The organism is uncultured Bradyrhizobium sp. (genome assembly GCF_936928535.1).
Taxonomy (GTDB): Bacteria; Pseudomonadota; Alphaproteobacteria; order Rhizobiales; family Xanthobacteraceae; genus Bradyrhizobium.
Genome location: NZ_CAKZHY010000092.1, coordinates 47230 through 65109 on the forward strand (window position 1 = coordinate 47230; position 17880 = coordinate 65109).

Below are 17880 nucleotides of genomic sequence, written 5' to 3' on the forward strand. Positions count from 1 at the left end.
CAAGCGGAGGAAATAACAATGGCCACGATCGCATTCATCGGTCTCGGCAACATGGGTGGCCCGATGGCTGCCAATCTCGTCAAGGCCGGCCACAAGGTGGTGGCGTTCGATCTCGTCGAGGCCTCCCGCAATCACGCCAAGGCCGACGGTGCCGGCATCGCCGACAGTGCAACGGCTGCGGTGAAAGGCGCCGACGTCGTCGTCACCATGCTCCCCGCAGGCAAGCATGTGCTCGGCGTCTGGAACGAGGTCGTTCCTGCGATGACCAAGGGCGCGCTGATCATCGACAGCTCCACCATCGACGTCGAGAGCGCGAGGGCCGCTCATGTGCTCGCCGCCAAGAACGGCGTGCTCTCGGTCGATGCACCGGTCTCCGGCGGTACCGGCGGTGCCAAGGGCGCCACGCTCACCTTCATGTGCGGTGGCGAGGAGGGCGCGTTCGCGGCAGCCAAGCCCGTGCTGGAGAAGATGGGCAAGAAGATCGTGCATTGTGGCGGCAGCGGCGCAGGGCAGGCGGCCAAGATCTGCAACAACATGATCCTCGGTATTTCCATGATCGCGGTGAGCGAGGCGTTTGCGTTGGCTGAGAAGCTCGGCCTCTCGCATCAGGCGCTGTTCGATGTCGCCTCGACCTCGTCGGGCCAGTGCTGGTCGCTGACGACCTATTGCCCGGTTCCGGGCCCGGTGCCGACGTCCCCCGCCAATAACGACTATAAGCCGGGCTTCGCCTCGGCGCTGATGGTGAAGGACCTGACCCTGGCGCAGGACGCCGCGAAGGCCGCGGGCGCCGCTACGCCGCTCGGCAAGCATGCGCAGGAGATCTATCAGTCTTTCGACGCAGCCGGCCAGGGCGGGGTGGATTTTTCCGGAATTATCAAGCACGTTAGGGGGCTAGCCGGGAAAGCCTAATGACGACATTTCAGGACGCGCGCGCGTTTCTGCTTCACAACCGCACGGATTACGAGACAGCGGTCCGGGATTTCCGCTGGCCTGATCCTGCCCCCTTCAATTGGGCGCTCGACTGGTTCGACGCCGAGCTGGCGACGAACGCGGAGAGCAAGGACCGGCCCGCGCTCTGGATTGTCGATGCTGCGCAGGACAAGCAGACCAAGCTATCCTTCGCGGCGCTCTCCAGGCGCTCCAATCAGGTGGCCAACTTCCTTCGCGCGCAGGGCCTGAAGCGCGGCGATCATCTCCTGCTGTTGCTCGGCAATGTGGTTCCGCTGTGGGAGACTATGCTCGCGGCGATCAAGCTCGGCGTCGTCGTGATCCCAGCAACCACGCTGCTCACCGCCGACGAGCTGCGCGATCGACTCGATCGCGGCAGAGCGAAGGCGGTTGTTGCCGCAGAGGATCAGGTTGCGAAATTCGCAAGCCTTGGTGCCGAGAACATCGTTCGCATCGTGGTCGGCACGGCCTCCGACGGTTGGCTCGCCTACGACGAAGCGACGAGCACGCCTGAGAGTTTCGCCCCCGACGGCCCGACCAAGGCCGACGACCCGATGCTGCTCTATTTCACCTCGGGCACGACGGCAAAGCCAAAGCTCGTCCGGCACAGCCAGCGCAGCTATCCGGTCGGTCATCTCTCCACCATGTACTGGATCGGGCTGATGCCCGGCGACGTTCATCTCAACATCTCCTCGCCGGGCTGGGCCAAGCACGCCTGGAGCTGCTTTTTCGCGCCGTGGAATGCGGGTGCGACCGTGTTCGTGGTCAACCAGCCGCGCTTCGACGCCAAAGGCCTGCTCGCCACCATCGGCCGCTGCGGTGTCACGACGTTGTGCGCGCCACCGACGGTGTGGCGGCTGTTCATCCAGGAGAACCTGGCCGCGTTCAAGGTGGCCTTGCGCGAAGTCTGCGGCGCCGGCGAGCCGCTCAATCCAGAGGTGATCGACCAGGTGCAGGCCGCCTGGGGCCTCACGATCAGAGACGGCTATGGCCAGACTGAAACCACGGCGCTTGCCGGCAATTCGCCTGGGCAGAAGATCAAGGTCGGCTCGATGGGCCGGCCGCTGCCGGGCTACCGCGTGCAAGTCACCGACGCCGACGGCCATCCGGCCAAGGAGGGCGAGGTCGCGTTGCTGCTCGGCGCTGACAGGCCGGCCGGCCTGATGCAGGGCTATCAGGGCGACGACGGCAAGCTGTCGGGCGCCGAAGGCGAGCTCTATCGCAGCGGCGACGTCGTATTCGAAGACGATGACGGCTATCTCACCTTCGTCGGCCGCTCCGACGACGTGTTCAAATCCTCCGACTACCGCATCAGCCCGTTCGAGCTCGAGAGCGTGCTGCTCGAGCACGAGCTCGTTGCCGAAGCCGCGGTGGTGCCGAGCCCCGATCCCATCAGGCTCGCGATCCCCAAGGCCTTCGTGCTGCTGACCTCGGGCGCCGAGCGGACGCCCGAGACCGCGCTGTCCATCTTTAGGCATCTGCACACGCGGCTGGCGCCGTTCAAGCGGATCCGCCGCCTCGAAATCGTCACCGAGCTGCCGAAGACGATCTCTGGCAAGATCCGCCGCGTGCAGCTACGACGGCTCGAGCGCGACAATGATCGCAACGATCCGCTGCGCGGCCGGGAATTCCGTGAGGAGGATTTTCCGGAGCTGCCGAAAACAAGAAGTGAGAGCTAAGTGAATCAAATCTGGAAGAAGCCGCCGATCACGCTGGAGGCCTATCAAGCCATGGTCGGCAAGGAGATCGGCGTGTCGTCCTGGCACCTGATCGACCAGCCCCGCATCGACACCTATGCCGACGTCACCGAGGATCATCAGTTCATCCACGTTGATCCCGAGCGCGCCAAGAAGGAAACCGCCTTCGGCACGACCATCGCGCACGGCTTCCTGACGATGTCGATGATGTCAGTGATGTCTTATGAGGTGATGCCGGCGATCGCAGGCACCACGATGGGCGTCAATTACGGCTTCGACAAGCTGCGTTTCATCTCGCCGGTGCGCTCGGGCAAACGCATTCGCGGCCGTTTCGTGCTGGCCGAAGCCAAGCTGCGCAAGCCCAACGAATTGCAGTCTCGCACCAATGTCACCGTGGAGATCGAGGGCGAGGACAGGCCCGCTCTGGTCGCGGATTGGCTCGGGTTGATCTATTTCGCGTGAGTTGAGCCGCCATGGCCGGGCTTGACCCGGCAATCCATCGCTGCTCAAAAGCCTATCATTTGGTGCGCTCGAACCCTCTCCCCTTGTGGGAGAGGGTGGCTTCGCGAAAGCGAAGCCGGGTGAGGGGTCTCTCTCCGCGAGCACATCTGTGGAGAGAGACCCCTCATCCGGCGCTTCGCGCCACCTTCTCCCACAAGGGGAGAAGGAAGAAGAAGCAGGAATTTTATCAATGGCAATCAGGTTCGACGGACGCGTGGCCATCGTCACCGGCGCGGGCAATGGTCTCGGAAAGGCCCATGCGCTGGGCCTTGCCAGCCGGGGTGCCAAAGTCGTGGTCAACGATTTCGGCGGCGCGCGCGACGGCACGGGCGCCTCGCTCTCGCCGGCCGAAGCCGTGGTCGAGGAGATCCGTAAGGCCGGCGGCACCGCCATGGCTGACGGCGCCGACGTCTCGAATTTCGAGCAGGTCACCGCGATGGTCGAGCGCGCCACCAAGGAGTGGGGCAGCGTCGACATCATGTGCGCCAATGCGGGCATCCTGCGCGACAAGTCGTTCGGCAAGATGGAAGCGGCCGACTTCCAGAAAGTGCTCGACGTGCATCTGGTCGGCACCTTCTACTGCTGCAAGGCGGTGTGGGCCGGCATGCGCGATCGCAATTACGGTCGCATCGTGTTGACGACCTCGTCGTCCGGCCTCTACGGCAATTTCGGCCAGGCCAATTACGGCGCGGCGAAGTCAGGCATGGTCGGCCTGATGAATGTGCTGGCGGAAGAGGGCCGCAAGAACAACATCCGCATCAATATCATCTCGCCGACAGCGGCGACCCGCATGACCGAAGAGTTGCTGCCGCCGCAGGCGCTGCAGTTGATGAAACCGAACGCGATCACGCCCGCGGTCGAGTACATGCTGAGCGAGGACGCGCCGACCCGCACCATCATGGGCGCCGGTGCCGGCTCCTTCGCCGTGATCAAGATCATCGAGAGTGAAGGCATCAACTTGCCGGAAGCCGAATGGACGCCGGACGCGATCGCCGCGCATTTCGCCGAGATCAGCGACATGTCGAAGGCCAAGGCGCTCGCCGGTGCGTTCGAGCAGACGCAGAAATACGTCGCGCAGGCAGCGTCACGGGCGGGGATCAAGCTCTGAGTGACGTCGCCGTCATCGGTGCCGGTCCCGCCGGGCTGATGGCGGCGGAGATGCTGGCGCAAGGCGGCGCCAGCGTCACCGTCTACGATGCCATGCCGTCGGCGGGGCGCAAATTTCTGATGGCGGGCCGGGGCGGGCTCAATCTCACCCACAGCGAGCCGCTGGCGGATTTCCTCCCCCGCTACCGCGAAGCAATGCCGCATCTGCGGGCTGCGGTCGAAGCGTTTCCGCCGGATGCACTGCGTGACTGGAGCGAGGGCCTGGGGCAGCTGACCTTCGTCGGCAGCAGCGGACGGGTATTTCCAAAGACCTTCAAGGCGTCGCCCTTGCTGCGCGCCTGGCTGCGACGGCTTGATGCATCAGGCGTGCAATTCGCATTCCGGCATCGCTGGACGGGATGGGACGCCCAGGGGCGACTCGAATTTCAAACGCCCAATGGCCAGCTTGCGATCGTGGCCGGCGCAACCGTGCTCGCGCTCGGCGGCGCGAGCTGGCCGCGGCTCGGCTCGGACGGTGCGTGGGTCGATCGGCTTGTCGCGAAGGGCGTTGCCATCTCAAAACTTCGGCCGGCCAATTCCTGTTTCACGGTCGCGTGGTCCGACGTGTTTCGGGATCGGTTCGAAGGCCAGCCGCTCAAAGGCGTGGCGCTGACGATCGGTCCGCACACCGTGCGCGGGGAGGCCATGATCACGCGCACCGGCATCGAAGGCGGTGCGATCTACGCACTGTCGGCGGAGCTGCGTGAAGCGGTGCTGGGGATAGGCGAGGCAACGTTGACGATCGCGTTGCGGCCTGATCTCAACAGGGCAACGCTGACAACGCGCCTGTCAGGTAACCGCGGCAAGCAGTCGCTGGCAAATTTCCTGCGCAAGGCGGCGCAGGTGTCGCCGGTCGGCATCGGCCTGATGCAGGAGGCGGCCATCGCCTCCGGCCGGCCGCTGGCCGCGTTTTCGCCGACGGAGCTCGCGCATCTGGTGAACGCGATTCCGGTCCGGCTCACAGGCGTCGCCCCGATCGAACGCGCGATCTCGACTGCAGGAGGCGTGATGTTCGATGAGCTCGACGAGCACTTCATGCTGCGCAAGCTGCCCGGCGTGTTCGCGGCCGGCGAGATGCTGGACTGGGAGGCGCCGACCGGCGGGTACTTGCTGCAAGCGTCGTTCGCGACCGGTGCGGCAGCAGGGCGGGGCGTGCTCGCGTGGCTGAAGCGTTCTTAGAACGCCGCCGCCCTTCGAGGGCCGCTGAAGAAGCGGCCACCTCAGGGTGACGGCTTTGAGAGCGCCGTCGTGTCACTCCGAGGACCATTTCAAGAGAGCGTCATCCTGAGGTGCGAGTGGCGCGATGCAAAGCATCGCGCCGGGAGCCTCGAAGGATGCGCGGGCGCTCGACGCCTACGGCTTCGCGCCTAACGCAGTTTCCCCCGCGCCGCCACCGGCAGCGTGCCGATGATTTCCTCGCCGCGGACCATCAACACCTCGTCCATCATGTTGACAACGACACACACATGGTTCGGCACGATGCGGACGACGTCGCCGACATTGGGCCGCGTGTTGCTGCGGGAGAGGTCGAGGAAGCCGTGCTCCTCGGCGAACTTCGCGATTCTGGCTTCGGGGTGCTCCAGAATGAGGCCGTGGCCATCGAGCCCGCCGGTATCCGATGTCAGCGTCTTTGAACCGGCGTCGAGAATGCCGCGCTCGGGCGCGGCACGGCTCACCACTGTCGAATAGATATGCAGCGCGCAATCGTCCCAGGTGGCGACGCCGGCGCCGACCTGCATGCGGTCGTTGTAGATATAGGTGCCGAAGCGATGCTCGGTGCCGCCCTTGAGCTTGCCGATGTTGACGAGGTTGGGCGTGCCGCCGGTCGAGACGATTTTCGCATCGAGCCCGTGCGCGCGCACGCCGGCCAGCGCTTCGTCGTAGAATTTCTGCGCGTCAGCCCAGCCGGTCTCGGTCGGGTACAACATGAAGCCGGCGAACTCGAGCCCCTTTGATGCAGCGATCTCGCGCGCCAGCGCGATCGCTTCGGCCGGCGTCTCCACGCCCGCGCGTTTGCGCCCGGTGTCGCATTCGACCACGACCGAGAGCGGACGGCCCGAAACTTCGGCGGCCTTCGGCAAGCCCGCAACGACCGTCGAATTATCGGCGGCAACCGTCATCCTGGTCTTGGCATTGAGCGCGCCGAGCCGCGCCATCTTCTCTTCGCCCAGGAGATTGTAGCTGATCAGGATGTCGTCGATGCCGGCATTGGCCATGATCTCGGCCTCACCGATCTTCTGGCAGGTGATGCCCTTTGCGCCGGCCGCGACCTGCATCCTGGCGATGGTCGGGTTCTTGTGCGTCTTGATGTGCGGACGGTTGGCAATGCCGGCATCATCACAGGCCTTCTGGATCCGCGCGATGTTGCGCTCGACCTTGTCCATGTCGATGACGGCGCAGGGGGTGCCGTATTCACGGGCAATCTTGGCGGCGAGAGTCGTTGTCATGGGTTAAGCCTGTTCTATCTCTTCGCGAAGCATTTCGAGTTCGAGCCAGCGCTCTTCGGCGGCGGACAGTTCTTCATGCGCCTTGGCGATGGCAGCCGACGTATCGTCGAATTTCTTGCGATCGTTTGCATAGAGATTGGGATCGTCAAGCACGCGTTGCAGCTTGGCGATGTCCGTTTGCAACGTCTCCATCTTCTTTGGCAGCGTCTCCAGCGCGTGCTTCTCGTTGAAGCTCAGCTTGCGCTTCGACGTGGAAGCGGGAGCGGGAGCACGTTCTTCCTTCTTCTCCGCAGGCGCCGGCGACTTTGCCGTCTCGCGCTTCAGGTCCGCGCCGCGCTGCGCCAGCATGTCGCTGTAGCCGCCGGCATATTCGATCCATTTGCCGTTACCCTCGGGCGCGATCACCGAGGTGACGACGCGGTCGAGGAAGTCGCGGTCATGGCTGATCAGGATGACCGTGCCCTCGTAGTCGCCGAGCATTTCCTCGAGCACGTCGAGGGTCTCGAGATCGAGGTCATTGGTCGGTTCGTCCAGCACCAGCAGGTTCGAGGGTTTTGCCAGCGCGCGCGCCAGCATCAGCCGGCCGCGCTCGCCACCCGAGAGCACTTCCACGGGCGTGCCGCGTTGCTCCTGCGCGAACAGGAAGTCCTTCATGTAGCCGACGACGTGCTTCGGCTTGCCGCCGACCATGATCTGGTCGCCACGACCGCCGGTGAGGGCTTCGGCCAGCGTCGATTTGGGATCAAGGCTTTCGCGGTGCTGGTCGAGCGTTGCTATCTCGAGGTTTGCACCGAGCCGTACCGTGCCGGTGTCAGGCGGCATGCCGCCGGTGAGCAGATTGACCAGCGTGGTCTTGCCGGCACCGTTCGGCCCGATGATGCCGAGCCGGTCGCCGCGCTGGATGCGGGTGGAGAAATTGTCGACGATGACGCGATCGCCATAGGCCTTGGTGATCCCCTTGGCCTCGATCACGAGCTTGCCGGAGGCTTCCGCCTCCGCTGCGGCGAGACTGGCGGTGCCGGCCGTGCCGCGATAGTTGCGGCGCTGGTCGCGCAGTGTATGCAGATTGGCAAGCCGCTTGACGTTGCGCTTGCGCCGACCGGAGACGCCGTGGCGCAGCCAGTGCTCCTCGTCGACGATCTTGCGATCGAGCTTGTGCTGGTCGCGCTCTTCTTCCGCCAGCACCTCGTCGCGCCAGGTCTCGAACGAGGCAAAGCCACGGTCGATCTGCTTGATCCTGCCGCGGTCGAGCCAGGCGGTCGAACGCGAGAGATTGCTGAGGAAGCGACGGTCGTGGCTGATGATGACGAGCGCGCTGCGCCGGGAGTCGAGTTCCTTTTCCAGCCATTCGATCGTGGAGAGATCGAGATGGTTGGTCGGCTCGTCCAGCAGCAGGATATCGGGCGAGGGCGCCAGCACGCGCGCCAGCGCCGCACGGCGCGCCTCGCCGCCGGAGGCGTTCGCCGGGTTCTCGTTGCCGATGAGCCCAAGCTGTTCGACCAGATAGCGCGCCTGGTACGGATCGTCGCCGGGTGCGAGGCCCGCCTCGACATAGGCGAGCAGGGTCTTGTGCTCGCCGAAGTCAGGCTCCTGCGGCAGATAGCGGACGGTGGCGCCGGGCTGCACGAAGCGCGTGCCGCTGTCCGGCTCGATCAGGCCGGCCGCGATTTTCAGCAGCGTCGACTTGCCGGAGCCGTTGCGGCCGATCAGGCAGACGCGCTCTGATGGTGCGACGTTGAGCTCGACGCCTGACAGCAGCGGCGTGCCGCCGAAGGTCAGCTTGATGTCTTTCAGTTGGATCAGCGGCGGCGCCATGATCAGCCCTGGCTCGTGGCGGCCTGGTCGGCGCGGCGGCGCTGGATCCGGCGCAGCGTCTGGTCGAGCGCCGAGAGGAAAGCGGAGCGGTCGCGCGGCGCGAACGAGCGCGGGCCGCCGGTGACTTCGCCGGCCGAGCGCAGATCCGTCATCAGATTGCGCACCGCCAGCGTCATCCCGATCGACTCCTCCGTGAACGGCTTGCCGTTCGGCGCGATCACGTCGGCACCCGCCTTGACGCAGCGGCTCGCCAGCGGAATGTCAGAGGTGATGACGACGTCGCCGGGCTTCGCCCGTTCCGCGATCCAGTCGTCGGCCGCGTCCATGCCGGAGCCGGCTGCAATGCGCTCGATCATCGGGTCCTGCGGCACGCGGATGAAATTGCCGGCGACCACGCTGACGGGCACGCCGTGGCGAAGCGCAACGCGATAGATCTCGTCCTTCACCGGGCAGGCGTCGGCGTCGACATAGATGCGGGTGGGGGTGTCAGTCATTCGCCGCGTGGTACCCCATTCGGGCCGCAAAGGCGAGGGGATTGACCGGTGTTCCCCGGGCCCTACGATCATCAGGGAAATAACAAGAATAGAGGGAAAGCCTAGCCATGCCGAACCGGCTCGAAACTTGGCGCGTCGAGGCCTACAACACCGCCAAACAGTCCGAAAACAAGATGCATGACGACACGGTGGCACGCCGCTTCGGCTTTTCCGGTGGCCTCGTCCCTGGTGTCGACGTCTTTGCCTACATGATGCACGTGCCGGTCGCCCGCTGGGGCCGCGATTTCCTTGACCGCGGGCTGGTCGAGGCTCGCTTCATCAAGCCGGTTTATGACGGCGAGGTCGCCGATGTCGACGCCACCGAGCACAACGGCCTGCTGACGATCGAGGTTTTCAGCCGCACCGAGCTGTGCGCGGCCGGGACTGCGTCGCTGCCGGCGTCAGCGCCTGTGGTGTCATTGGGTGACTATGTCGGGGTGCCCGCCGTCGCCGAGCGCAAGCCGGTCAGCCCTGAAACCTTCGAGACCGGCAAATGGTTTGGCACCACCCCGCGCCGCTGGGCCGGGCAGGATGCTACGGACTATCTCGCTGATGTCAGGGAGACCGATCCGATCTTCGCGCGCGAGGGTCTCGGCCATCCCGGCCTGATCCAGCGCGTGATGAACCGCGTGCTGGTGGACAACACCATTCTCGGCCCATGGATCCACGTCGGCAGCCGCATGCAGCTCTTGTCCGCCATGCGCGCCGGCGACGAGATCGTCGCGCGGGCCAAGGTCACCGCAAACTACGAAAAGAAGGGCCACCGCTTCGTCGAGTTCGACGCACTGGTCGTCGCCAACGGCACGACACCGCTCGCGCATTGCCAGCACACCGCGATCTACCAGCCGCGGGAGCAAGCGGCGGCGTAACCACCGACAAGGTCATTCCGGGACGATGCGAAGCATCGAACCCGGAATCTCGAGATTCCGGGTTCGGTCCTGCGGACCGCCCCGGAATGACGCAACTACGCCGCGCCCTTCGCGTCCTGAATCGCGCGCCACACCCGCTCCGGCGTCAGCGGCATGTCGATGTGCTTGATGCCATAGTCCGAGAGCGCATCGAGCACGGCGTTCACCACCGTCGACAGGCTGCCGGCGCAGCCGGCTTCGCCGCAGCCCTTGCTGCCGAGCGGATTGGTCGTGGCGGGCACCGGGTGATCGCCGACCGTCATGTTCGGCACGTCCTCGGCGCGGGGCAGCGCATAGTCCATCAGCGAGCCCGTGATTGGCTGCCCGCTCTCGTCGTAGCGCACATGCTCCATCAGCGCCTGGCCGATGCCCTGCACGACGCCGCCATGGAGCTGGCCCGCGACCAGCATCGGGTTGACCACCGTGCCGAAATCGTTCACCGCACTGTAGCGCACGATCTGCACGACGCCGGTATCAGGATCGATCTCGACTTCGGCGACATGGCAGCCGTTCGGGAAGGCCGAGGGCACCGGCTCGCTAATGTGGTCGACGTCGAGACTGTCGGGCACCCCGTCCGGCAGCTTGCCGTCATGCAGCTTCTTGGCGAGCTCCATGATGTCGATGCTGCGGTCGGTGCCGGCGATCGTGAAGTTGCCGCCTTCGAATTCGATGTCGGCCTCCGACGCCTCCAGCATATGCGCGGCGGCGCGCTTGCCCTTCGAGATGACAAGCTTGGAGGCCTCGACGATCGCCATGCCGCTGGCGGTGATCGAGCGCGAGCCGCCAGTGCCGTTGCCGGCGTGGACGATGTCGCTGTCGCCTTGCACGAGCTTCACGCTCTCGAAGGGAACGCCGAGCTGCGCACACAGCACCTGCGCGAACGGCGTGGCGTGGCCCTGGCCGTAGTCGAGCGTGCCGGTGATCAGCTGCACGGTGCCGTCAGGATCGAACACGATCTTGCCGAGTTCGGGGCCGGGCGGCGCGGTGACCTCGAGATAGGAGCCGACGGCGATGCCGCGCAGCTTGCCGGCCTTCTTGCTCTCCTTCTTGCGCTTGGCAAAGTTCTCGTGGTCGGAGATTTCGAGTGCCTTGCTGAACACCGCCTGGAAGTCGCCACTGTCATAGGTGACGCCGGAGGAGGCCGCGAAGGGCATCTGGCTCGACTTGATGAAGTTGCGCTTGCGCATCGTCAGCCGGTTGATGCCCATCTCGTCGGCGGCGCGGTCGATCAGCCGCTCCATGTAGTAGTTCGCCTCAGGCCGTCCGGCGCCGCGATAGGCTCCCATCAGCGTGGTGTTGGTCAAGACGGTCTTGATGTCGATCGCCATCAGCGGCGTGCGGTAGACGCTGGAAAAGTTCTTGCCGGTGTTGAGCGAAAGCGGGCTGGGCGCGACGCCGGTGATATAGGCGCCGAGATTGCCGTAGCCGGACAGTCTTGCTGCGAGGAAGTGCCCTTCAGCGTCGAGCGCCAACTCGGCATGGATTTTCTGCGCGCGGCCGTGGCTGTCGGACAGGAAGCTGGTCGAGCGCTCGTCGAGCCACTTCACCGGGCGCCCGAGCGCCTTCGCCGCGTACAGGATGCACATGTATTCGGGGTAGTTCACGTTCTTCATGCCGAAGGAGCCGCCGACATTGGCGGTGAGGATCCGCACCTTCTCGTTCGGCACCTTCAAATTCTTGGCGAGGTTGGCGCGGTTGCCCGCAACGCCCTGCGTCGGCATCTGGATGGTGTAGCGCTCGGTGGCCTTGTCAAAGGAGGCGAGGCCGACGCGCGGTTCCATAGACACCACGGCTACGCGGGTGTTCTCGATGTCGATCCTGGTGATATGGGCGGCGCTGGCGAAGGCCGCGTTCACCTTCTCCGCGTCGCCATAGTGATAGTCGAGCGCGACATTGTTGGGGATGTGGTCGTAGAGCTGCGGCGCGCCGGGCTTGGCAGCTTCCTCGGGATCCGTCACGGCGGGCAGCGGCTCGATATCGAGCTCGACGGCCTCGGCCGCATCACGCGCCTGCGCGAGTGTCTCCGCCACCACGAAAGCGACGGGATCGCCGACGAAGCGGACCTTGTCGGTGGCCAGCGGATGACGGTTGGTCTGGTGCAAAGGCGATCCGTCGCGGTTCTTCAGCGGCAGGCCGCAGGTGAAGGGGCCGTAGCCGGCGGCGTTCAGATCGGTTCCGGTCCAGACGCCGAGCACGCCCGGCATCGCCTTGGCGGCATCAAGGCCGATGCCGCGGATCACGCCATGGGCATGGGTGGAGCGGACGATCACGGCATAGGCCTGGCCGGGCAGGTTGAAATCGTCGGTGTAGCGGCCCTTGCCGCGCACCAGCGTGTCGTCCTCCTTGCGGCGGACGGGCTGCCCAACGCCATATTTTTGCAGTGCAATAGCGTTTTCGAGCGTGGACGATTTGGTGTGTTCTTGCATGGAATTGACCTGAAAAGCCGGCAATTGCGCGTTTGGGGGGCGCCTAGGGGGACCGGACCCTGCAAAAATAGCCCACGCTCCCGTTCACGACAACGCACGAATGGGCATGGTCCTATGTGATGCGATGTTGCGCATGTCAGCCGCGCTGCTAATGTTTCAGGCGAAAAATCAATTCCGGATCGGCCCCTTAGGGGCCGTGGAAAGACAGTTTGTATGAATGACCACACGCGGCTCCGCGATGGCCTTGCGCCGCACGGTGAGCTGGAGGGGTCGATGGCGGCGGTGGCGTTGGCCACCGAGCCTGCAGTATCCGCGCAGGCGCCGGGAACCGGCGTTTATGCGGCGCTGGACCTCGGCACCAACAATTGCAGGCTCCTGATCGCCTGTCCGACCCACGACGGCTTTCGCGTGGTCGATTCCTTCTCGCGCATCATCCGGCTCGGCGAGGGCGTCTCGGCGACGGGCTGCATCAGCGAGGCCGCGATCGATCGCGCCGTCGCCGCGCTCAGCATTTGCCGGGACAAGATCAACCTGCGCAAGGCCAAGCGGCTGCGGCTGATCGCCACCGAAGCCTGCCGCGCGGCCTCGAACGCGGAGAGCTTCCGCAGCCGCGTCGCCGCCGAAACCGGCATCGAGCTGGAGGTGATCGACCGCGAGACGGAAGCCTCGCTCGCGATGCTCGGCTGCTCGCCGCTGGTCGACCCCAGGGGCCGTGGCGCCATCCTGTTCGACATCGGCGGCGGCTCGACCGAGCTGGTGCGGATCGAGCGTGACCCGCAAAATCCGGAGCCGCGCATCAAAGCCTGGATGTCGATCCCGCTTGGCGTCGTGACGCTGGCCGAGCAGTTCGGCGGCCGCGACGTGACGCCGGAAATCTATGCGGCGATGGAGCGGGAGGTTGCCAATCACGTCGCGCCGTTCGCCGCGGAGCACGGCCGCGATCTCACCGACATGCATCTGCTCGGCACCTCGGGCACCGTGACGACGCTCGCCGGCATCCATCTCAATCTCGTGCGCTACGACCGCCGCCGCATCGACAGCATCTGGATGCACGACACCGACATCACCGCGACCATCAACAAGCTGCTCGGCATGAGTTACGAGCAGCGCGCGGGCAACAGCTGCATCAGCATCGAGCGTGCGGATCTGGTGCTGGCCGGCTGTGCCATCCTCGATGCCATCAGGCACGCGTTCCCGCTGCCGCGCCTGCGCGTCGCCGACCGGGGCCTGCGCGAGGGCATGCTGGTCGAGATGATGCGCGAGGACGGCGCGCTCAGGAACTGGTGAGATGGCGAAAGACACCACCGGCCGCTTGCACGTCCAGGTCAAGACCAAGGTCAAGACCGGCGGCAAGCGCAAGCTGTCGTCGAAGCTCTGGCTGGAGCGGCAGCTCAACGACCCCTATGTCGCCAAGGCGAAGGCCGCGGGCTATCGCTCGCGCGCCGCGTTCAAGCTGCTGGAGATCGACGACAAGTTTCGGTTTTTGAAACCCGGCATGGCGGTGGTCGACCTCGGAGCCGCGCCGGGCGGTTGGAGCCAGATCGCTGCCAAGCGCGTCGGCTCGGTCGACGGCAAGGGCAAGGTCGTCGCGATCGACCTCCTTGAGATGCCGGAAATCCCGGGCGTCGATTTCGCGCAGCTCGACTTCATGGACAATGACGCCCCTGGCAAGCTCACCGCTATGCTGGGTGGCGGCGCCGATGTCGTGATGTCCGACATGGCCGCCAACACCACCGGTCACCGCAAGACCGACCAGCTCCGCATCGTCGGCCTGGTCGAGACGGCGGCGGCCTTTGCCTGCGACGTGCTCAAGCCCGGCGGCACGTTCCTGGCCAAGACATTCCAGAGCGGTGCCGATGCCGATCTGCTCGCGCAGCTCAAGCGCGATTTTGCCACCGTACGTCACGTCAAGCCGGCGTCAAGCCGGCAGGATTCTTCCGAGCGCTATGTGCTCGCGACGGGATTTCGCGGCGGAGCGCAGGGGTAGCCTCCTACTTCGTCATTCCGGGGCGCCTCGAAGAGGCGAGCCCGGAATCTATTTCTCAGCACGTTCTGCGGTGCGATGGATTCCGGGTTCGATGCTGCGCATCGCCCCGGAATGACCGAGGATGTGTTCATCCCAGCCGCTGATCGCGCATGTCCTGCGTGTCTTCCGTCGCCACCTTGACGGCGGCGCTGGCGGCGCTCTTGGCCGCGCCCTTGCGGCTTGCGACCTCGATCGCCTTGCGGCCTGAGATCTCGTGGCCGGCATCGCTGGGCATCTGCCAGAAGAACCAGCTCGAGGCCGCCGAGGTCAATGCCACCACGACAAAGGCCGGCATGAACACGGTGGCATTGAGCTCGCTGACGTGGTTCAGCCACATCGTCGTCTCCACTGAGGCAGCACCGACCGCGACGCCGGCGGAGACGGCGAGCTGCTGGTTGACGCTGACCAGCGTGGTGGCGCGGCTCATCTGGGGGCTGTCGACCTCGGCATAGGCTACCGTGTTGATCGCGGTGAACTCCAGCGAGCGGAAGAAGCCGCCAACCACCAGGATGACCATGATGATCAGAAGCGGGGTCGTCACCGTGAACAGCGCGCAGACGCCGAGGAAGAACGCGCTGACGATCGCGTTCACCGTCATCAGATTGCGGAAGCCGAAGGCGCGGATGAGGCGCGCGGCCAGCGTCTTCATGCCCATGGCGCCGAGCGAGGACGAGAAGGTGACGAGGCCGGAGTGGAACGGCGACAGCCCGAAGCCGATCTGCATCAACAGCGGCAAGAGGAAGGGCAGGGCGCCGATGCCGAGCCGGAACATGAAGCCGCCGAAGATGGCCGCGCGCAATGTCGGCAAGCTCAGCAGCGAGAAATCCAGCACTGGCGATCCGGTCCGCCGGGCGTGAATGACGTAGAGCGTCATCGAGATCGCGCCGCCCGCAACCAGGGCAGCCACCGTGCTCCAGGGCAACAGATTGAGGCCGGCGACCGAAAGCCCGAACGCGATGCCTGCGAGCCCGATGCCTGCGAGCAGCATGCCGTAGAGATCGAACTTCTCCTGCGTCTCGCTCTTGATGGGATCGATGAACTTCAACGCCATGAAGATGCCGAGCAGCCCGATCGGGATGTTGATCAGGAAGATCCAGTGCCACGACGCGTAGGTCGTGATGAAGCCGCCGAGCGGCGGGCCGATCACGGGACCTATCAGAGCCGGCACCGTCACCCAGGCCATGGCGTTGACCAGCGCGCTCTTGTCGACCGAGCGCAGCAGCACGAGGCGCCCGACCGGCGTCATCATCGCGCCGCCCATGCCTTGCAGGATGCGCGCGATCACGAAGTCGGTGACCGAGCCCGACAGCGCGCAGCCGACCGAGCCGATCATGAACACGCCGACCGCGATCGCGAACACCATGCGCGCGCCAAACCGATCTGCGGTCCAGCCACTCGCGGGGATGAACACTGCGAGCGACAGCAGATAGGAGGTGATCGCGAGCTTCAGCGTCAGCGGGCTGGTGCCGATGTCGGCCGCGATCGCCGGCAGCGAGGTCGCGATGACAGTGGAATCCATGTTCTCCATGAAGAGAGCCGTGGCCACGATCAGCGGAATGATGCGTTGCTTGTCGACCATGTCGGGTTGGTTATGGAAACGGGACGGAGGGGGCGAGAATTTCGGCTTATCACCGCCGCTCCGCCGGGACCATTGCGGATCGGCGCATAGCACCTAAATCCTGCGTAACACTCCCCCGGAATGACGGGTGGGTGGCTCCATCAGGGCAATCCCCGCCGAATTTACGTAAAAAGCCTGTGCATGGCTGGCCGGCGGCCCGATTTGCTTTGATTCGTCACGCGGACATGCTATCGACCCGCGTCAACCCCACCGATGGGCTCCGATTCTCAAGGCGATGCCGCAAGGTACGCCGAGGGCGGCGCTCATCCATACTTATTTGCGGCAGGGCCGCAGGAAGGAGTTGGCAGATGGCCACGGTGCAACTTCAGGGCATCCGCGAAGCCTATACGTTCGACGACGTGCTGCTCAAGCCGGGCCTGTCCGACGTCATGCCGGGCGAAGTCGACATCCGCTCCCGCGTCACCCGCGCCATTCCGCTCAACATCCCGATCATGGCCTCGGCCATGGACACCGTCACCGAGGCCCGCATGGCGATCGCCATGGCGCAGGCCGGCGGCCTCGGCGTCATCCACCGCAATTTCGATCCCGAAGGGCAGGCCGCGCAGGTGCGGCAGGTCAAGCGCTACGAGTCGGGCATGGTGGTGAACCCGCTCACGATCAGCCCCGACGCCACGCTCGACGACGCGCTCAAGCTGATGAGCGATCACGGCATCTCCGGCATTCCCGTCGTCACCGGCGCCGGCAAGAACACGCCCGGCAAGCTGGTCGGCATCCTCACCAACCGCGACGTGCGCTTTGCCACCGACCGCCGGCAAAAAGTCTCCGAGCTGATGACGCACGAGAAGCTCGTCACGGTGCGCGAGAATGTCAGCCAGGACGAAGCCCGGCGGATGCTGCACCAGCATCGCATCGAGAAGCTGCTGGTGGTCGACGATCAATATCGCTGCGTCGGCCTCATCACCGTCAAGGACATGGAGAAGGCGGTCGCCCATCCGCTCGCCTGCAAGGACGCGCAGGGCCGCCTTCGCGTCGCCGCCGCGACCACCGTCGGTGACACCGGCTTCGAGCGCACCGAGCGGCTGATCGATGCCGGCGTCGATCTCGTCGTCGTCGACACCGCGCACGGCCATTCCCGCCACGTGCTGCATGCGGTGAACCGCATCAAGCGTCTCTCCAATTCCGTGCAGGTCGTCGCCGGCAACGTCGCGACCTCGGACGGCGCACAGGCGCTGATCGATGCGGGCGCTGACTGCATCAAGGTCGGCATCGGCCCGGGCTCGATCTGCACCACGCGCATCGTTGCCGGCGTCGGCGTGCCGCAACTCACCGCGATCATGGATGCGGTCGAGGCCGCCAAGAAGTCCGACATCCCCGTCATCGCCGACGGCGGCATCAAGTTCTCCGGCGATCTCGCCAAGGCGCTCGCCGCCGGTGCCGACATCGCGATGGTCGGCTCGCTGCTCGCCGGCACCGACGAGACGCCGGGTGAAGTGTTCCTGTGGCAGGGCCGCTCCTACAAGGCCTATCGCGGCATGGGCTCGGTCGGCGCGATGGCGCGCGGCTCGGCCGATCGCTACTTCCAGCAGGACATCAAGGATTCGCTCAAGCTCGTGCCTGAAGGCATCGAGGGCCAGGTGCCCTACAAGGGCCCGGTCGGCAACGTGATGCACCAGCTCGCCGGCGGCCTGCGCGCCGCCATGGGCTATGTCGGCGCCAAGGACATGAACGAGCTCCACGAGAAGGCGCAGTTCGTCCGCATCACCGGCGCGGGCCTGCGCGAAAGCCACGTCCACGACGTCACCATCACGCGCGAATCGCCGAACTATCCGGGCGGGGGTTAGTTACGCCGGACGC

The 17880-nt window shown here is 65.4% G+C and carries 14 protein-coding genes; 9 read left to right on the forward strand and 5 right to left on the reverse strand.

What is annotated here, in order from left to right; genetic code table 11:
* The first annotated feature begins 18 nt into the window (after positions 1–18).
* The 5 genes from mmsB to Q0687_RS14760 all read left to right on the forward strand — a co-directional run bounded on the left by mmsB (position 19) and on the right by Q0687_RS14760 (position 5471).
* Positions 19–909: a 3-hydroxyisobutyrate dehydrogenase gene (gene mmsB, locus Q0687_RS14740; RefSeq protein WP_298877841.1), complete on the forward strand. Its 891-nt coding sequence runs from the start codon at positions 19–21 to the stop codon at positions 907–909.
* Positions 909–2627: an AMP-binding protein gene (locus tag Q0687_RS14745; protein ID WP_298877843.1), complete on the forward strand. Its 1719-nt coding sequence runs from the start codon at positions 909–911 to the stop codon at positions 2625–2627. Before mmsB ends, Q0687_RS14745 begins: the two co-directional genes overlap by 1 nt.
* A complete protein-coding gene (locus Q0687_RS14750) occupies positions 2628–3107 on the forward strand; it encodes a MaoC family dehydratase (protein WP_298877845.1) in 480 nt (159 codons plus the stop codon).
* Positions 3108–3336: 229 nt separating this feature from the next.
* A complete protein-coding gene (locus Q0687_RS14755; RefSeq protein WP_298877847.1) occupies positions 3337–4254 on the forward strand; it encodes an SDR family NAD(P)-dependent oxidoreductase in 918 nt (305 codons plus the stop codon).
* Positions 4251–5471, forward strand: coding sequence for a TIGR03862 family flavoprotein (locus tag Q0687_RS14760; RefSeq protein ID WP_298878049.1), 1221 nt, complete (start codon positions 4251–4253; stop codon positions 5469–5471). The genes Q0687_RS14755 and Q0687_RS14760 overlap by 4 nt, the downstream gene beginning before the upstream one ends.
* Before the next feature lie 188 nt (positions 5472–5659).
* Here Q0687_RS14760 and Q0687_RS14765 read toward each other — a convergent pair whose 3' ends face one another.
* From Q0687_RS14765 to Q0687_RS14775, 3 genes are read right to left on the reverse strand one after another with little or no spacing between them, the layout of a single operon-like run.
* Entirely contained in the window at positions 5660–6739 is a 1080-nt protein-coding gene (locus tag Q0687_RS14765; protein ID WP_298877849.1) for a D-TA family PLP-dependent enzyme, read from the reverse strand.
* A gap of 3 nt (positions 6740–6742) precedes the next feature.
* Positions 6743–8554, reverse strand: coding sequence for an ATP-binding cassette domain-containing protein (locus tag Q0687_RS14770; RefSeq protein ID WP_298877851.1), 1812 nt, complete (start codon positions 8552–8554; stop codon positions 6743–6745).
* Between the two features lie 2 nt (positions 8555–8556).
* Positions 8557–9048: a YaiI/YqxD family protein gene (locus Q0687_RS14775; protein ID WP_298877853.1), complete on the reverse strand. Its 492-nt coding sequence runs from the start codon at positions 9046–9048 to the stop codon at positions 8557–8559.
* A 107-nt stretch (positions 9049–9155) separates the two neighbouring features.
* On the opposite strand from Q0687_RS14775, the gene Q0687_RS14780 reads away from it, so the two are divergent.
* Positions 9156–9956 (forward strand): hypothetical protein, encoded by an 801-nt coding sequence (locus Q0687_RS14780; protein ID WP_298877855.1) that lies wholly within the window; start codon positions 9156–9158, stop codon positions 9954–9956.
* Positions 9957–10051: 95 nt separating this feature from the next.
* Here Q0687_RS14780 and Q0687_RS14785 read toward each other — a convergent pair whose 3' ends face one another.
* Positions 10052–12421, reverse strand: coding sequence for a xanthine dehydrogenase family protein molybdopterin-binding subunit (locus Q0687_RS14785; protein WP_298877857.1), 2370 nt, complete (start codon positions 12419–12421; stop codon positions 10052–10054).
* A 213-nt stretch (positions 12422–12634) separates the two neighbouring features.
* On the opposite strand from Q0687_RS14785, the gene Q0687_RS14790 reads away from it, so the two are divergent.
* Positions 12635–13708 (forward strand): Ppx/GppA phosphatase family protein, encoded by a 1074-nt coding sequence (locus Q0687_RS14790; RefSeq protein WP_298877859.1) that lies wholly within the window; start codon positions 12635–12637, stop codon positions 13706–13708.
* A gap of 1 nt (position 13709) precedes the next feature.
* Positions 13710–14408 (forward strand): RlmE family RNA methyltransferase, encoded by a 699-nt coding sequence (locus Q0687_RS14795; protein ID WP_298877860.1) that lies wholly within the window; start codon positions 13710–13712, stop codon positions 14406–14408.
* Between the two features lie 127 nt (positions 14409–14535).
* On the opposite strand, the gene Q0687_RS14800 is transcribed toward Q0687_RS14795, so the two are convergent.
* A complete protein-coding gene (locus Q0687_RS14800) occupies positions 14536–16026 on the reverse strand; it encodes an MFS transporter (protein WP_298877861.1) in 1491 nt (496 codons plus the stop codon).
* Between the two features lie 347 nt (positions 16027–16373).
* On the opposite strand from Q0687_RS14800, the gene guaB reads away from it, so the two are divergent.
* On the forward strand, positions 16374–17867 hold the full coding sequence (gene guaB / locus Q0687_RS14805) for an IMP dehydrogenase (protein ID WP_298877864.1): 1494 nt from the start codon (positions 16374–16376) through the stop codon (positions 17865–17867).
* Positions 17868–17880 lie beyond the last annotated feature (13 nt).

Bases quoted from the DNA above. Each gene is read 5' to 3' on its own strand.
- mmsB (WP_298877841.1), top strand. From the start codon at position 19: ATGGCCACGATCGCATTCATCGGTCTCGGCAACATGGGTGGCCCGATG.
- Q0687_RS14745 (WP_298877843.1), top strand. From the start codon at position 909: ATGACGACATTTCAGGACGCGCGCGCGTTTCTGCTTCACAACCGCACG.
- Q0687_RS14755 (WP_298877847.1), top strand. From the start codon at position 3,337: ATGGCAATCAGGTTCGACGGACGCGTGGCCATCGTCACCGGCGCGGGC.
- Q0687_RS14765 (WP_298877849.1), bottom strand. From the start codon at position 6,739: ATGACAACGACTCTCGCCGCCAAGATTGCCCGTGAATACGGCACCCCC.
- Q0687_RS14770 (WP_298877851.1), bottom strand. From the start codon at position 8,554: ATGGCGCCGCCGCTGATCCAACTGAAAGACATCAAGCTGACCTTCGGC.
- Q0687_RS14775 (WP_298877853.1), bottom strand. From the start codon at position 9,048: ATGACTGACACCCCCACCCGCATCTATGTCGACGCCGACGCCTGCCCG.
- Q0687_RS14780 (WP_298877855.1), top strand. From the start codon at position 9,156: ATGCCGAACCGGCTCGAAACTTGGCGCGTCGAGGCCTACAACACCGCC.
- Q0687_RS14785 (WP_298877857.1), bottom strand. From the start codon at position 12,421: ATGCAAGAACACACCAAATCGTCCACGCTCGAAAACGCTATTGCACTG.
- Q0687_RS14790 (WP_298877859.1), top strand. From the start codon at position 12,635: ATGAATGACCACACGCGGCTCCGCGATGGCCTTGCGCCGCACGGTGAG.
- Q0687_RS14795 (WP_298877860.1), top strand. From the start codon at position 13,710: ATGGCGAAAGACACCACCGGCCGCTTGCACGTCCAGGTCAAGACCAAG.
- Q0687_RS14800 (WP_298877861.1), bottom strand. From the start codon at position 16,026: ATGGTCGACAAGCAACGCATCATTCCGCTGATCGTGGCCACGGCTCTC.
- guaB (WP_298877864.1), top strand. From the start codon at position 16,374: ATGGCCACGGTGCAACTTCAGGGCATCCGCGAAGCCTATACGTTCGAC.